This is a genomic window from Bradyrhizobium embrapense (genome assembly GCF_001189235.2).
GTDB classification, from domain to species: Bacteria; Pseudomonadota; Alphaproteobacteria; order Rhizobiales; family Xanthobacteraceae; genus Bradyrhizobium; species Bradyrhizobium embrapense.
In genome coordinates, this window is the sequence record NZ_LFIP02000002.1 from 1,178,758 (window position 1) to 1,192,887 (window position 14,130).

The 14,130-nt window shown below is 65.7% G+C and carries 14 protein-coding genes; 5 read left to right on the plus strand and 9 right to left on the minus strand.

Annotated elements, in window-relative coordinates; translation table 11 throughout:
* The first annotated feature begins 89 nt into the window (after positions 1 to 89).
* On the plus strand, positions 90 to 554 hold the full coding sequence (locus tag AKN83_RS12985) for an Lrp/AsnC ligand binding domain-containing protein (RefSeq protein ID WP_050404114.1): 465 nt from the start codon (positions 90 to 92) through the stop codon (positions 552 to 554).
* A gap of 91 nt (positions 555 to 645) precedes the next feature.
* A complete protein-coding gene (locus AKN83_RS12990) occupies positions 646 to 1,296 on the plus strand; it encodes a hypothetical protein (RefSeq protein WP_050404115.1) in 651 nt (216 codons plus the stop codon).
* A gap of 168 nt (positions 1,297 to 1,464) precedes the next feature.
* Here the strand turns inward: AKN83_RS12990 and AKN83_RS12995 are convergent, their stop codons facing one another.
* The 5 genes from AKN83_RS12995 to AKN83_RS13015 form a co-directional block, all read right to left on the minus strand.
* Positions 1,465 to 1,665 (minus strand): cold-shock protein, encoded by a 201-nt coding sequence (locus AKN83_RS12995; RefSeq protein WP_021079749.1) that lies wholly within the window; start codon positions 1,663 to 1,665, stop codon positions 1,465 to 1,467.
* Positions 1,666 to 1,947: 282 nt separating this feature from the next.
* Positions 1,948 to 2,259 (minus strand): SorB family sulfite dehydrogenase c-type cytochrome subunit, encoded by a 312-nt coding sequence (gene sorB, locus AKN83_RS13000; RefSeq protein WP_050404116.1) that lies wholly within the window; start codon positions 2,257 to 2,259, stop codon positions 1,948 to 1,950.
* Between the two features lie 11 nt (positions 2,260 to 2,270).
* A complete protein-coding gene (gene sorA / locus AKN83_RS13005) occupies positions 2,271 to 3,470 on the minus strand; it encodes a SorA family sulfite dehydrogenase catalytic subunit (RefSeq protein WP_050404117.1) in 1,200 nt (399 codons plus the stop codon).
* A 217-nt stretch (positions 3,471 to 3,687) separates the two neighbouring features.
* Positions 3,688 to 3,915 (minus strand): hypothetical protein, encoded by a 228-nt coding sequence (locus AKN83_RS13010; RefSeq protein ID WP_050404118.1) that lies wholly within the window; start codon positions 3,913 to 3,915, stop codon positions 3,688 to 3,690.
* A gap of 161 nt (positions 3,916 to 4,076) precedes the next feature.
* A complete protein-coding gene (locus AKN83_RS13015) occupies positions 4,077 to 5,813 on the minus strand; it encodes an adenylate/guanylate cyclase domain-containing protein (RefSeq protein ID WP_050404169.1) in 1,737 nt (578 codons plus the stop codon).
* Between the two features lie 214 nt (positions 5,814 to 6,027).
* Here AKN83_RS13015 and AKN83_RS13020 point away from each other — a divergent pair, with 214 nt between their 5' ends.
* Positions 6,028 to 7,578, plus strand: a complete 1,551-nt coding sequence (locus AKN83_RS13020) for a glycosyltransferase family 39 protein (protein ID WP_347336823.1) — start codon at positions 6,028 to 6,030, stop codon at positions 7,576 to 7,578.
* Between the two features lie 140 nt (positions 7,579 to 7,718).
* Here the strand turns inward: AKN83_RS13020 and AKN83_RS13025 are convergent, their stop codons facing one another.
* Positions 7,719 to 8,750 carry a YcjF family protein gene (locus AKN83_RS13025; protein WP_050404119.1) on the minus strand — a complete coding sequence of 344 codons (1,032 nt, stop codon included), beginning with the start codon at positions 8,748 to 8,750 and terminating at the stop codon, positions 7,719 to 7,721.
* Positions 8,747 to 10,210, minus strand: coding sequence for a YcjX family GTP-binding protein (locus tag AKN83_RS13030; RefSeq protein ID WP_050404120.1), 1,464 nt, complete (start codon positions 10,208 to 10,210; stop codon positions 8,747 to 8,749). Before AKN83_RS13030 ends, AKN83_RS13025 begins: the two co-directional genes overlap by 4 nt.
* Before the next feature lie 177 nt (positions 10,211 to 10,387).
* Between AKN83_RS13030 and trhA the strand changes: the two genes are divergently transcribed.
* Together trhA and AKN83_RS13040 are read left to right on the plus strand one after the other, a co-directional pair.
* Positions 10,388 to 11,083 (plus strand): PAQR family membrane homeostasis protein TrhA, encoded by a 696-nt coding sequence (gene trhA, locus AKN83_RS13035; protein WP_050404121.1) that lies wholly within the window; start codon positions 10,388 to 10,390, stop codon positions 11,081 to 11,083.
* Between the two features lie 197 nt (positions 11,084 to 11,280).
* The gene (locus tag AKN83_RS13040; protein WP_050404122.1) at positions 11,281 to 12,075 is read left to right on the plus strand and encodes an SDR family oxidoreductase; all 795 of its coding nucleotides are present in this window, start codon (positions 11,281 to 11,283) and stop codon (positions 12,073 to 12,075) included.
* A gap of 110 nt (positions 12,076 to 12,185) precedes the next feature.
* Here the strand turns inward: AKN83_RS13040 and mdlC are convergent, their stop codons facing one another.
* Both mdlC and AKN83_RS41160 read right to left on the minus strand, forming a co-directional pair.
* A complete protein-coding gene (gene mdlC / locus AKN83_RS13045) occupies positions 12,186 to 13,814 on the minus strand; it encodes a benzoylformate decarboxylase (protein WP_050404123.1) in 1,629 nt (542 codons plus the stop codon).
* Positions 13,815 to 13,959: 145 nt separating this feature from the next.
* Positions 13,960 to 14,124, minus strand: coding sequence for a hypothetical protein (locus AKN83_RS41160; protein WP_244521968.1), 165 nt, complete (start codon positions 14,122 to 14,124; stop codon positions 13,960 to 13,962).
* Positions 14,125 to 14,130 lie beyond the last annotated feature (6 nt).

The window sequence follows — 14,130 nt, forward strand, 5'->3', positions numbered from 1 at the left end:
ATACCTACGCGCGGTCGCACCGTAGTTCGATAGACAAATTAGCAGAGTTGCCTTAGAAAATCCGGATCATCTCAAATATTGCCGTGGATATGACAGAGATAGATAAGACAGACCGCAAAATCCTCTCGATCCTGCAAGGAGATGGAAGGATTGCCAATGTAGAACTGGCCGAGAGGATCGGCCTGTCGCCGACCTCCGTCGGCGAACGGCTGAAGCGGCTGCAGCGCGACGGCTTCGTCGAGGGCTATGGTGCGCGGCTCAACCCGCACCGGCTCGGCCTCGGCCTCCTGGTGTTCGTCGAGGTGCTGCTCGACAAGACCACGCCCGACGTATTCGAGAAGTTCGCCAGGGCCGTGCAGAACGCCCCGGAAGTGCTGGAGTGCCACATGGTGGCCGGCGGCTTCGACTATCTGGTCAAGGCCCGCGTCGCCAACATGACCGCCTATCGCCGGTTTCTCGGCGAGACCCTGCTGGCGCTGCCGGGCGTGCGCGAGACGCGAACCTACGCGGTGATGGAGGAAGTCAAGCGCGACGCGCCGCTTCCGGTCGGCTGACAGGCGCAGGATCCGATCCACAGCCATGCGCAGGATGTCTTGGCATCGCGGCGCACCCGCGATAATTCTCCCCTCAGTTGGGGGCCGCGACATGGACGATGCCAATCAGCCGATAGGTGCGAGTCGAGCCGGGGTTGCCGGCGCGCTATGCGCAGCCATCCTGTCGCTATCCGCGATGACGCCCTCCCGCGCGGCCGAGCTCAGCTCCGGCATCATGCAGCTCTATACGTCGGTCTCGATCTATCCGCCGTCGGCCTCGGCGATGACGGTGTGTTACGGCTTCGTTTGCCGGCGCCGCGAGATGCTCGACTTCAGCGCGGCCGACCGGGCGGCCCTGGCCAGGATCATGGCCACTGGCCGCGCCAACGCCGCCGCCGAACGCGCGGCCGTGCAGAAGGCCGTGATCTGGTTCGACCGCCGGATGGGGCCGATCCTCGGCACCGACAAGCGCGTGGCGAAAGCCGACTTCCGCGCCAACGACGACAAGCACAATTACGATTGCTGGGACACCACGCGCAACACCACCAGCCTGATGCTGGTGATGCAGTCGTGGAATCTGTTCAAGTTCCACGACGTGGGAGACCCCCACTATCGCGGTTTTCAGCTGATGCAGACGCCGCACAATACCGCCGTGCTGGTGGAGCGCGCGACCAAGGTGGAATGGGCCGTCGATCTCTGGCCCCGCGGCTATCTGCAGCCGCCTGACGTCATGACCGTCGCCAAATGGGTGACGGAAGATTGAACGGCTGAGTGTTCGTGCCGCGCGCGATCGAAGGCGGCCGGAGAAAAGTTCAGCGTCGTGACGCGCGGGCGCCGTGCCCGCTCCGCCGAACGTCACGTCGTGTGATGTTGGATCGGCCCTCACTCCCGGATCGTGTCCGAGAGTGCGCCGCTGATCTCGCGCGGTGCGCTAGACCTTGAGGTTCTCGGCTGACGTCTTGCCGCGATTGGCGATCTCTTCGTATTCAACAGACTGGCCTTCGTTGAGGCTCTGAAGACCGGCCTTCTGAACTGCTGAAATATGCACGAAAATGTCCTTGCCGCCTGTAGCGGGCTGGATGAATCCATAACCCTTGGTCGGGTTGAACCACTTCACTGTACCTTTGGGCATTCCAGTCGTCTCCGCGGAATCAATCGAAAACAGACCAGTCGGTCCCCGCACAAACCGGCTTGTCCGTACCGCACAGGATAGCAGTTTGAAAAAAGCTGGGTAGATCAAACCACGGTGTGTTTTCGCCCGGAAACAACCCGGTTTGCAGGGTTTTGCTGCCGGATTGCCTGTTTCGTGGTCAATTGATGCGCTGCAAAAGAGATCGGTTCCAGTGAACCGATTTGGATCAACGGCCCCCGCGCGGGGTTTCTGCCGGTGCGCGGGGGATGAATCGGCCGCGTCTCAATAGGTCGCGGAGAGATACTCGACGATCTTGCTGACGTCGGCCTGGTCGATCGGCGCGCCGTAGACCTTGATCATCTTGGTCACCTCGGCCTGCCAGAAGTCCTTCTTGAACTTCTCGCCCTGCGGCTGGGTCTTGATGTAGTCGGCCGAGTGGCAGGCGGTGCAGTTGTTCTGCACCACGTCGAGGTTGGGACCCGGCTTGAAGGTCGCGGTCTCCTCGGGAAGCGTATAGTTGACGGGCGCGGCCATCGTAGCTCCGATCGACAGCATGGCGATCGCGGCGAGGGAGGCAAGCAGCTTGCTGGTCATGATGCTTCTCCTCAGGCCGCGGTGACGCGCACGGTTTCGACGACGTTGCGCAGATAGCCGGCGGGATTCCACAACGGGTCCATCGGCTGGGTGTCGCCGGCATTGTTGGTGGCGCGCACCTTCAGCTCCGAGGCGCCGGCCGGCAGCGCGACCTTCAGCTTCCATTCGCGGAATGCGTATTTGCCGAGATACTTGCCGAGCTTGGCCGGTGTCCAGCTCTTGCCGCCGTCGGTCGAGACCACGACCTCCTTGATGCCCTTGCCGCCGTCGAAGGCGATGCCGCGCAGCGTGATGCGACCGGCCTTCAGCTTGGCGCCGTCGGCAACGCTGGTGATGAACGAGCGCACCGTGAAGCGGTTGATCGGGATCGTCGCCTTTGGTGCGGTGCCGGGCTCGACCGCGTTGTTCGGCGTGTCCGGAATCCGGTAGGCGGACTTCATCCAGAAGCCCTCGAACACGCTGTCGATCACGGTGATCTCGTTGAGGTGCTTCACCCAATAGGTGCCGTAATAGCCGGGCACCACGAGGCGGAGCGGGAAGCCATTGAGGAACGGCAGGTCCTCGCCGTTCATGCCCCAGGCCAGCATCACCTCGCCGTCGCGCGCATGGTCGATGTCGAGCGCTTTCACGAAGTCGGGCGTCGTCTCCATCACCGGGCCGTCCATGCCGTTGAAGGTGACCTGCTTGGCGCCGGCCTGCACGCCGGCCATGTCGAGCACGGTCTTCAGCGGCACGCCGTGCCAGCGCGCGCAGCCCATCGCGCCGTTGCCGAGCTGGCCGCCGGCGACGCGCGGATTGAAGAAGCCGCGGCTGTTGCCGGAGCACTGGTTGACGGCGACGAGCTCGACGGCTTTCAGCTTCCGGATCTCCTTCAGCGACAGCTTGAGCGGCTTGTCGACCTTGCCCTTGATCTCGAGCGTGAACTTGTCCGGGTCGAGATCGTAGGGGACGCCGGCGAGATGATAGCGGACGAAGAACGCGTTGTTCGGCGTGAGCGGCCCGTCGTTGAAGATCGCAAACGGCGTTTCCAGCTGCGGCGGCCGCGCGGTCAGGCCGATCATCGGGCGCTTCTGCGGGTAGCGCACCAGCGGCCGTTCGCCGTTGCCGAAGGGCATCGTCACGGTGTCGAGGGCCAATGCGCCCCTTGATCCCAGCCCCGTCACCAAGGCGGCCAACCCGGCGCGCTTCATCAAGTCTCGTCGATCGAGCATTCCGCTTCCTCCGAAGCTGTTCTGTCGTGGGCTGGTCATCACCAGGCTCACTCTGCCTTGCGCGCCTTCGCATCATGGAATGCGCGCAAGACAAATGACGCATCGGGCAATTGCAAGTCAATTGAGCTTTCGCAGCGTCCAACGCCGCTGCGTCGCAATAACGAAAGCCCCGGTCGCATCAGACGACCGGGGCATTTCCATCAAGACGAAGGTTGGATCAGTAGCAGACGTTCACGGTGCGATAGCGATAGCCGTAGGGCGTCAGCACTAGGCGGGTGACGTAGCAGCCGGAATCGACGAAGCCGACCGAGATGCCCGGGCCGCCCCAGAAGTGATGGTGGTACGGATGCCAGAAGAACGGTTTGGCGGAAGCCGAGGTCGGCGCCAGCGCGGCGGCAGCAAGCGTTGCAGCAGTGGCGAGAGCGAGCGTGACTTTGCGAAGCATGGTCGTCTCCTTCAGGTGCGCGTTGAGCTCTGTCGCGGCGCGGTTGCAGTGTTACCCATCGCCGGTCAGTCGCATCCGGCATAGGACGCGTTCGAGCATCTCTGCTCAACGCAGCTTCGGATGTGCGGCAGGTCACATTGAGTGAAGGGGACTGAACCCGGTCAGGCCGCGACGGCACGCCGGTCGTCGACCAGCGCCGACAGGACGCGCGTCGACTCGACGGTGCGCACCGTCATCGGCTCCTTGCGGCCGCGGATCGCGACTTCCTGCGCCGGCAGGGCATCGTCGGCAAGGCCCGCGGTGGCGCGCACCTCGTCGGAGATGACCGCCTCGGAGGCCAGCGCCTTGGTCATGTCCTGCAGCCGCGCCGCGACATTGACGGCGTCGCCGAGCGCGGTGAACACCATGTGGTCGCGATAGCCGATATCGCCGACGATCACCTCGCCGCCATGGATGCCGATGCCGAAGCGGATCGGCTCGCGCAGATCGTGGCTGAGAAACTGGTTCAGCTCGTCGATATTGGTTGCGATCAGTGCGGCCGCGCGCAGCGCCTGGCGGCAAGCCACCTGGCGGTCGGTGCTCAGCCCGAACAGCGCCAGCATGCCGTCGCCGATGAACTGGTTGGGCCGGCCGCCGGCTTCCAGCACCGCCTGCGACACCGCGCCGAGGAAGCGATTGACGATGAACACGGTGTCGAACGGCAGCCGCTTCTCGGCAAGCTGCGTCGAGCCGCGCATGTCGACGAACATGCTGACGAGATATCGCTCCTGGCCGACCCGCGTCGGATTGCCGGCGTGTGCGTTCGCCGACATCGTGTGCGGCAGGAACAGCTGGAAGAAGGTCAGGTCGCCGGTCGGCCGCAACTGGCAGGCCAGCCGGATCGACGGATCGTCGGTGCCGACCCGGTGCAGCACGAAGGCCTCGCGCGGCGAGGGCTCGGGCAGCGCGGCGTGATCGCCGATGATCCGGATACGGCAGGTCGAGCAGCGTGCACGGCCGCCGCAGACGCTGGCATGGGGAACGTTGTAGCGCAGGCTGGCTTCCAGCACGCTCAGTCCCTTCGGCACCCGCAGCGTGCGGCCGTTGCCGTAGGACAGCGCGATCATGCCGCCGCGGCGCTCCAGCAGCGCACGCGCGCCGCGCGCCAGCAGCACGAGGCCGAGCAGGCCGAGATAGCCGATCGTCAGGTCATCGGTGATCCGCTCGAGCATGGTCCCCTGGGCCGCCGTCCCGAGCTTCTGCACCGAGAGCTCCTCGCGCCGCCAGTCGGGATCCTGATAGTCGGCGATGGTGGCGCGGCCGGCCTGATAGATGCCGAGTATCGCCAGCGTCGGGATCAGCACCGCCGTCGCGAGCAGGAACGGCGCGGCGCGCGTAAAGAACGCCCGCAGCCGCAACCAGAAATACAGGCCGATGCAGCCATGGACCCAGGCGATCACCAGCACCGACAGCATCGTCCAGAGCCGGTTCGGCGAGGCGATGAAGAAGGTGTACAGCTCCTGCGGGTAGAGCTTTTCGTGCCCGTACAGGGTCTGGCCGAGCCGCACGCCGACGACGTGCGCGACGATCAGCATCGGGATGCTAAGGCCGAGCGTCAGCTGCAGCGGCTCGATCGCCTTCCAGCGGAACTCGCGGCGCTGGTACAGCGCCCAGATGCCGAGGCCGGTATGCACCAGGCACGCAGAATAGAACACGATCGCGACCGGCAGGAACTGCCAGAACTCGGTGTGGTAATGCACCCCGATCGCCATCGCCTCGGTCGAGATATTGCCGAGCGCGTGGTTGAGGAAATGGCTGATCAGGTAGGCGAACATGATCGTCCCCGTGACCAGGCGAACCTGCCGCTGGCCGATGCCGCGGGCCATGTCCTGCAAATGTTCGCGCGAAGGGGACGCCATGTGATTCATATCGGCAATTCTAGTGCTTAATTCCCGCGCTGAACACCACCGCCGGTCCGGACACGCCGCGGTAGCGGGCATTGCAGCACGTTGACACTCCGTTAAGAGTCGAACAAAAAGCGCCGTGACGATAGCCCATCCCGATAACATCAGCGTCAAGCCGGCCCGTTTGCGTGCGCCGGATTGGCGTGGCGTCATTGCCGTGATCGCCGCCATGACCGCGATGCGGCTGGCCTATGCCCATGCGCTCGATCTGCGCACCGACGAGGCCTATTACTGGACCTGGTCGAAGGAGAACGTGCTGTCGTTCCTCGACCATCCTCCGATGGTCGCCTGGTTCATCCGTTTTGGCACAGCTATTCTCGGTGACACCAATCTCGGCGTTCGCCTCAGTGGCATCGTGGCGATGCTGGCGACCCAGCTGCTGCTCGCGGACATCGTTCGCCGCGTGACATCGAACAATGTCCGCGCCGTGATGCTCGCGCTGCTGCTGCCGGAGGCGGCGCTGTATTACGGATTGTTAATGGCCAAGGTCGCGCCGGATACCGCGCTGATCCCGTTTTCGGTGGCGATGCTGTGGTCGCTGGTGCGGCTCGCGCAGAGCAATGACGGGCGCTGGTGGCTCGCCGCGGGGCTGTTCGCCGGGCTGTCGCTGCTGTCGAAATTCACCGCGATCATGTTCGCGCCGGCGGTGCTCGCCTTTGCGCTGGTGCCGGACTGGCGCTGGCGCTGGCTGCGCAGCCCGTATCCCTACCTCGCCGCGCTGATCGCGATTATCGTGTTCTCGCCGGTCTTGATCTGGAATGCGGAGCATGACTGGGCCTCGTTCCGCTTCCAGGCGGTGCGCGCCACCGTCGAGCGCGATCTCACCTTCCGCACGCTCGGCGAGTTCATCGGCATGCAGTTCGGCCTCGTCGGCTTCGTGCTGCTGCCGGTGACGCTGTTCGGCACGGTGCTGACGGCATGGCGCGGCTATGTCAGGCGCGAGCCGGTCGCGATCCTGCTCGCAACATCGGTGCTGGTGCCGTTCGTCTATTTCCTCTGGAAGTCGCTGACCTTGCGGGTCGGCGACACCTGGCCGATGTTCCTGTGGCCGGCCGGCTTTGCGGCCGTTGCCATCAACGTCACGAAGATGCCGTTCGAGGGCTGGTCGCTCGGGCTCATCAAATCGACGATCTCCTGGGCGCGGACCGCGATCGCATCGGGCATCGTCTTTGTCGTCTGCGTCTTCCTCTATTACATGTTCGCGCCGTGGAATCTGATCGGCCGCACCGATCCGATCGGCACCGAGGCGGGCTACGATGTGGTGGCCGCGCGCACGTTGGCGCAGGTGCAGGCGACCGGTGCGAGCTGGGTCGCGACCACGGACTATCGCACCTATGCGATGCTGCGCTGGATGCTGCGCGGGCGGGTGCCGGTCGTCGAGATCAACGAGCGCGGCCGTTTCCAGGGCTTTGCCGATCCCGGCATGAGCGAGATCCGCGACCACGCCGGCATCTATGTCGGGCGCGAGCCCGAGAACAATCTGCCGCTGTGGAGCGAAACATCCGCGCTACGCCAGCCGCTGGAGCGCGTGACGCGGAGCTGGCGCGGCATGGTGATGGACACCTACGCGCTGGAGAAGATCTCGGGCTGGACACCGGACCTGTCGCCGCCGCCGGACACCACCTTCTTCCGCTGGCGCGTGCTGGCGATGTTGAGCGGACCTTGCGAGATCCCCTTCTCCCCTTGTGGGAGAAGGTGGCAGCCGAAGGCTGCCGGATGAGGGGTATGTCTCCGCGCGAGCGGTGCTTGCGGAAAGAAACTCCTCACCCAAGCGGGTTCTTGACGAGCAGCTGAGCTGCCCTCTCCCACAAGGGGAGAGGGCGCAGTAATGGGCACCGCTTTGGGCAGGAAAAAGAAGAACTATTCCTCTTCCTCGCGCTTGCGGATCAGGTCCTTCGCGAGATCGGTCAGCGCGGGGCGCGGCAAAGCACTGAAGGGAAGCGGGCGGGTGACGTCGATTGCCGCGAGGCCGAGGCGGGCGGTCAAGAGGCCGTTGAGCATGCCTTCGCCGAGCCGCTGCGAGAGTTTTGCCGCGATGCCGTGGCCGAGCATCTGCTGGATCAGGCTGTCGCTCGCGGCCATGCCGCCGGTGATGGCGAGATGCGCGATGACGTGGCGCAGCAAGCGGATCATGCCGAGTGCGCCGGGCCGGCCGCCATAGAGCCGCGCCAGCTGGCGGATCATCCGCAGGCTCGCCACGAACACGAACAGCACGTCGAACAGCGCGCGCGGGCTGACCGCGGTGACGACGGAGACGCGCTGCGCGGCTGATGACACCAGCCGCCGCGCCTCCTCGTCGAGCGGCGTCATCAATTCGCGTTCGGCGAGGCGGATCATGTCGGCGCCGTCGATGATGTCGTCGGTGTGGCTCTGCAGCGTGCTGCGGGCGCGGGCGAGTTGCGGGGTCTGGTGCGCGAGCTTGAGCAGGTCGGCAACGATCGCGCGGCTCGTGGCGCGGTCGTCGCTGATCAGCACCTCGGCGGCGCGCAGATGCAGCTTCTCGATGGTCGCAAGCCGCGCCAGGCCGACCAGCTCGCGCATGGTGACGACCGCGAGCGCCACCGTGGCGATCACGGCGAGCCCCAATCCGAGCATGCCGAGGCCCTCGTTGCGCGCGAATAGATCCTCGACCAGGTTGATGACGCCGAGCCCGCTGCCGAGCACCACAAGGCCCGCGACCGCGCTCCAGAACAGCGTGCCCCAGCGGAAGCCACGACGCGCCGGCAGCATCGGCGTATCGACCGGCACCGGGAGCTGCGCGGGCTCGGCTTCGGGCACGATCTGGATCGTGCCGCGGGAGAGGCGGCCGGCCTCGTCCGGATCCATCACGACCACGCCGGGATCGTCGAGCTTGAACGTCGCCGGCCGCCGCGGGGGCGTCTTCTCGTTCATTGCAGCTTGTCTCCGATCAGGAACTGGAGGGCGCGGTCAAGGCGGATGTGAGGCAGCGCCGGCTCCGCATCGCCACTTCGTTCCAGCTTCGGCGGCCGGAAGCGCAGGAAACGAAAGTCGGCGGTATCCGCGCCGGCACTCGAGAGGCCGCGGAATCCGCCGTTGAACAGCTCCTCCGGATTGTCGGGCAGGTCACCGGGAAAGGTCGCGACCTCGGTCTCGCCGTCAAGCGTCTCGCCATTGGCAACTTCGCCCTCAGCTGGCGTGCCGAGGATCGACGGCAGCCGGTCGCGGCCGCGTGCGACCTGCGCCTCGCGCGTGGCGCGCACCGCGGCGAGCGCCACGACGTCGATGCCGGCGCCGGCATATTCGGCGCGCTCGGTGGCCCTGGCCACGATCCGCCGCAGCACGGATTCCAGCCGGTCATGGCTCTGGTGGTGCAGATGGTCGGCCTTGGTCGCCGCGAACAGGATGCGGTCGATGCGCGGCCGGAACAGCGCGCTCAGGATCGTGCTGCGGCCGATCCGGAAGCAGTCGAGGATGCCGGCCAGCGCCGCCTCAAGATCGTGCAGCGCCTCGGGACCGGCATTGAATGCGGCGAGCGCATCGGCCAGCACGATCTGGCGATCGAGCCGCGCAAAATGATCGCGGAAGAACGGCCGCACCACGACATCCTTGTAGGCCTCGTACCGCCGCCGCATCATCGCCCACAGCGAGCCGTCGGGCGCGCTGCCGTCCGCCGGCACGTCGAGCGGCGCAAAGGTCAACGCCGGCGTATCGGCGAGATTGCCCGGCATCAGGAAACGGCCGGGCGGTAGCAAGCTCATCGCGAAGCGCTCGTCGCGGCAGGCGCGCAGATAGTCGGTGAACAATCTGGCTTCGGTGCGTGCGGCCTGCTCGTCCTCCTTGGCCTCGGGCTGCAGCGTTGCCAGATGGGCGTGCCAGGGTGCCGCGAGCTTGGCGCGCAGCGGCTCGCGCGACAATGCGAGGCTTTCCGCGGACCATTGCTCATAGCTCTTGTTGAGCAGCGGCAGGTCGAGCAGCCACTCGCCGGGATAGTCGACGATGTCGAGCGTCAGCGTGCGGTCCGCGCCATTTTGCCGCTGATACTCGATCACCAGGCGAAGCTCGGAGATGTCGGTGGTCGAGCTCGGCCAGCTCCGCTCCTCGATCAGGGTGCGGACATGGTTCTCGTAGGCGAAGCGCGGCACCGCATCGTCGGGCTGCGGGGCGAGATAGCCGCGCGCGATCCGCCCGGAGCTATAGGCCTCGAACACCGGGAAGCGGCCGCCGCGGGTCAGGCCATGCACCAGCGCGGTGATGAACACGGTCTTGCCGGCGCGCGACAGGCCGGTGACGCCGAGCCGCACCGTCGGGTTGAAGAAACCCTCGCCATAGTCGAGCAGCGCCCGCGCCGAGAGACGCGCTTCCTCGACGATATCTGCGAAGCTGGGGGGCATGGAGGGTTAACGGAAACCCGGCAAAGGGGGCCAAAAGGGTGGGCGATCACCCGCAAGGTGGCGATTATCCAGGCAAAATCAAGCTTCACATTTCCGGCGCCTTTGCGGGCGAGGGATTGAACGCTGGGCCGCGCTCGCAGTACCCATATTCATCGCCGCACAGGAAAGCGTTACGGCATGACGGTCTTCCGCCTGAAGCAACTTGCCTCGAACTCGATCCACGCAGCCGGCGCCGCGCTGTGGAACTATGACCGCGCCGAGCTGATCGCCGACGGCGTCGTTCATCTCATCGGCGTCGCCTTCGGGCTGGTTGCCGCCACCGCGCTGATCGTGCTGACCGCGGTCTATGCCGGCCCGTTCGACGTTGCCGTGGTCTCGGTCTATGTCGCGGGCCTGCTCGCGATGCTGACGCTGTCGGCGACCTACAATCTCTGGCCGGTGTCGCGCGCCAAATGGGTGCTGCGGCGCTTCGACCATTCCGCGATCTATCTCTTGATCGCCGCGACCTATACGCCGTTCATCGTGGAACTGAAGGACAGCTATTTCGCGCTCGCGCTGCTCGTCGGCGTGTGGTGCGTCGCGATCGTCGGCATCTGGCTGAAGCTGCGCTACCCCGGCCGGTTCGACCGGCTGTCGATTGGGCTCTATCTCGCGATGGGCTGGAGTGGCATCATGCTCTACGACCGCGTCGTGAAGGCGCTGCCGGCGATGGCGCTCGGCTTTGTGCTGGCGGGCGGCATTCTCTACAGCTTCGGGGTGATCTTCCACTCCTGGCGGCGGCTGCGTTTCCAGAATGCGATCTGGCACGGCTTCGTGCTGCTCGGCGCCGCCTGCCACTATACGGCGGTATTCGACGTCGTGCTGACGAGCTGAAGTTCTCGCCATCTGCAGCGGATGAGCTATCATGCTTCGTGATAGCGCATTCAGCCCTCTCACCGTCGCCCCCGCGCAACGGCGAAGCCGTTGTCGCTGGAGGAGACGCGCTCCGCGCTCCTCAGGATGACGGATGTAGGGGGCGAGGTGAGCAAAGCGAACGACAGTGTGCAAGCAAAGGTATCGGGAGGACAGCCATGCAGGTGGCAGGTAAAGTCGTGGTGGTCACCGGCGGTGGCAATGGCATCGGCAAGGCGCTGTGCGAGGCGTTCCATGCCGCGGGCGCATCCAAGGTCGTGGTGGTCGACCTCGATCATGCGGCGGCAGAGAAGGTCGCGGCCTCGGTGGGTGGCGCCGCGTTCAAATGCGATGTCGGGCAGGAGAAGAACATCCTGCATGTGATCGACGAGACCGAGCGCATGTTCGGCCCGATCGCGCTGTTCTGCTCCAACGCCGGCATTGGCGGCGGCTTCGACCCGCTGTCGAAAAATGCCGGTGGCACCTCGGACGAGCCGTGGTCGCGAAGCTGGGCGATCCATGTGATGGCGCATGTCTATGCCGCGCGGCATCTGGTGCCGCGTATGAAGGCGCGCGGCGGCGGTTATTTCCTCAACACGATCTCGGCCGCGGGCCTCTTGTCGCAGGTCGGCAGCCCGGCCTATTCGACCACCAAGCACGCAGCAGTGGGCTTTGCCGAAAACCTCGCGATCTCGCACCGCGCCGACAACATCAAGGTCTCGATCCTCTGCCCGCAGGGCGTCGACACCAACATGCTGCGCTCGATCCCGAAGGGCCCGCAATCCGGCGACGGCGATCTCACGGCGGAGCAGGTCGCGCAGGACGCGCTCAAGGGTATCGAGCAGGAGACCTTCCTGATCCTGCCGCACCCGCAAGTGCTCGGCTACATGCGCAAGAAGACCGAGAACTACGACCGCTGGATCGGCGGCATGGCCAAGATCCAGGCCAAGATGCGGGAGAGTTACGGGAAGTGAGACCGGTAGCCCGGATGGAGCGAAGCGCAATCCGGGGCCGAACGTCGTTGCGAGAATCCCGGATTACGCTGCGCTCCATCCGGGCTACGAGACCCCCGTAGGATCCCCGCTCAATTCTTCTGCGTGTAGAGCAGCGGCACCGCGGAATCCACCATCACCTCGATCAGGCTGGCGCCCTGATGCGACAGCGCGCGCTGGTAGGCGGCGGGAAGATCGGCCGACTTCGTCACCCGCATTGCGTCGCAGCCCATGCCTTCGGCGAGCTTGACGAAATCGATGCCGGGCAAATCGAGGCCCGGCACGTTGCGGACCTGCATGACCTGACTGAACGAACGCATCGCGCCATAGCCGGAATTGTTCATCACGACGACCGTCAGCGGCAGCTTGCGCTGTGCGGCGGTCCACAGCGCCTGGATCGAATACATCGCCGAGCCGTCGCCGATCAGGCAGACCGTGCGCCCTTTGCTGCGGCCGAGCGCCATGCCGACCGCCGCCGGCAGGCTGTAGCCGAGGCCGCCGCTCGCCATGGTGTAAAAACTGTCCTGGCCGCGCATCGGCATCGCCTTCTGCATCAGCGGGCGATGCGACGGCACCTCCTCGACCAGTGCGTCGTAGGGTCCCATCGCGGCCGAAAGTGCATGCAGCGCATATTCGGCGGGGATCGGGTCGCCGGCCGCGGGCGCCGGCGGCAGCACGCGGCCCGCGGGCGCGGAGCGCTTGGTCTCCGGCAGCATATCGAGCAGCGCCGTCAGCGCCGGCTTCATGGTCGCGACGATGCTGTGGCCGGTCGGCGTCATCGCGGCCGCATCGGGATCGTCGGTGATCTGGAAGATCGCCGTTGTGCCGTCGAAGATCGCGGCATGGCCCTCGACATGGAAGGTGAAGACCGGCGCGCCGACCACCAAGACGAGATCGTGCTCGCGCAGCGCGTCGGACAGCTGGCCAGGTGCGGCATGCAGGAAGCCGGCAAATTGCGGATGGCGCTCAGGGAACGAGCAGCGCGCCGAGAACGGGCTGGCCCAGACCGCGGCTTTCGTCTTCTCGGCGACCTTGACCATAAGGTCGACGGCTTCGGCACGATCGACGGCGGGACCGACGACGAGGCCAGGGCGCCTGGCCGCGCCCAGCGCGGCCGCCAGCGCCTGCATCGCCGACAGATCGGGGCCGACCTCGCGGCTGACCTGGCGCGCCTCGAGCGGCTGTGTCGCATGCGCCCAGTCGTCGATCGGCACCGAGACGAAGGTCGGCCCGCAGGGCGGCTGCATCGCGATGTAATAAGCGCGCGCGATCGCCGCCGGCACGTCCTCGGCGCGCGCCGGCTCGACGGCGAACTTGACGTAAGGCCGCGGAAACTCCGAGGCACGCTCGGCATAGAGGAAGGCCTGCAGCGGCATGATCGAGCGCGCCTGCTGGCCGGCGGTGATCACGAGCGGGGTCTGGTTGCGATAGGCGTTGTAGATGTTGCCGAGCGCGTTGCCGACGCCGGCCGCCGAATGCAGGTTGACGAAACCGGCATTGCGCGTCGCCAGCGCATAGCCGTCGGCCATGCCGACGACGGAGGCTTCCTGCAGGCCGAGCACGTAATCGATGTCGTCGGGCCAGTCGCTCAGGAACGGCAGCTCTGTCGAACCGGGATTGCCGAACACCTTTTTGATGCCCCAGGCGCGCAGGAGGCCGAAGGTAGCGTCCTTGACGGTGACGGTCTTGCCTTTGCTGGCCTCGGGTTTACGGGATGACATCAGGCGGTTTCCATTCCTGTCTTGTTACGTTCCGTCATTGCGTGTCGCAAAAGCGGAAAGGCAATCCACCTCTCGATGGATTGCCTGACGATGTCAAGCCGCAGTCCCCATAGTTGCCGCAGCAACGGCCGAAAGTTGCGGTCTGCTAGTTGGATTTTTGCAGCGCGGCGGTCTGCTTGGCGAACTGCTTGTCGAAATCCTGCTGGAGCCCGGTCACATAGCTGGTGTTTTCGCCTCTGCGTGCTGGCAATGCCGATCGCAAGCGGCGGGCGGCAAGCCGCCAGTCAAGGCGGCCGTCCGTCCGGCGCATGCCTGT

Excerpts from the sequence above, each read along its gene's own strand:
- AKN83_RS13015 (WP_050404169.1), bottom strand. The coding sequence starts at position 5,813 with ATGGCGTCCCCTTCGCGCGAACATTTGCAGGACATGGCCCGCGGCATC.
- mdlC (WP_050404123.1), bottom strand. The coding sequence starts at position 13,814 with ATGTCATCCCGTAAACCCGAGGCCAGCAAAGGCAAGACCGTCACCGTC.
- trhA (WP_050404121.1), top strand. The coding sequence starts at position 10,388 with ATGACGGTCTTCCGCCTGAAGCAACTTGCCTCGAACTCGATCCACGCA.
- AKN83_RS13030 (WP_050404120.1), bottom strand. The coding sequence starts at position 10,210 with ATGCCCCCCAGCTTCGCAGATATCGTCGAGGAAGCGCGTCTCTCGGCG.
- AKN83_RS12990 (WP_050404115.1), top strand. The coding sequence starts at position 646 with ATGGACGATGCCAATCAGCCGATAGGTGCGAGTCGAGCCGGGGTTGCC.
- AKN83_RS12985 (WP_050404114.1), top strand. The coding sequence starts at position 90 with ATGACAGAGATAGATAAGACAGACCGCAAAATCCTCTCGATCCTGCAA.
- sorB (WP_050404116.1), bottom strand. The coding sequence starts at position 2,259 with ATGACCAGCAAGCTGCTTGCCTCCCTCGCCGCGATCGCCATGCTGTCG.
- sorA (WP_050404117.1), bottom strand. The coding sequence starts at position 3,470 with ATGCTCGATCGACGAGACTTGATGAAGCGCGCCGGGTTGGCCGCCTTG.
- AKN83_RS13020 (WP_347336823.1), top strand. The coding sequence starts at position 6,028 with ATGACCGCGATGCGGCTGGCCTATGCCCATGCGCTCGATCTGCGCACC.
- AKN83_RS13040 (WP_050404122.1), top strand. The coding sequence starts at position 11,281 with ATGCAGGTGGCAGGTAAAGTCGTGGTGGTCACCGGCGGTGGCAATGGC.
- AKN83_RS13010 (WP_050404118.1), bottom strand. The coding sequence starts at position 3,915 with ATGCTTCGCAAAGTCACGCTCGCTCTCGCCACTGCTGCAACGCTTGCT.
- AKN83_RS12995 (WP_021079749.1), bottom strand. The coding sequence starts at position 1,665 with ATGCCCAAAGGTACAGTGAAGTGGTTCAACCCGACCAAGGGTTATGGA.
- AKN83_RS41160 (WP_244521968.1), bottom strand. The coding sequence starts at position 14,124 with ATGCGCCGGACGGACGGCCGCCTTGACTGGCGGCTTGCCGCCCGCCGC.
- AKN83_RS13025 (WP_050404119.1), bottom strand. The coding sequence starts at position 8,750 with ATGAACGAGAAGACGCCCCCGCGGCGGCCGGCGACGTTCAAGCTCGAC.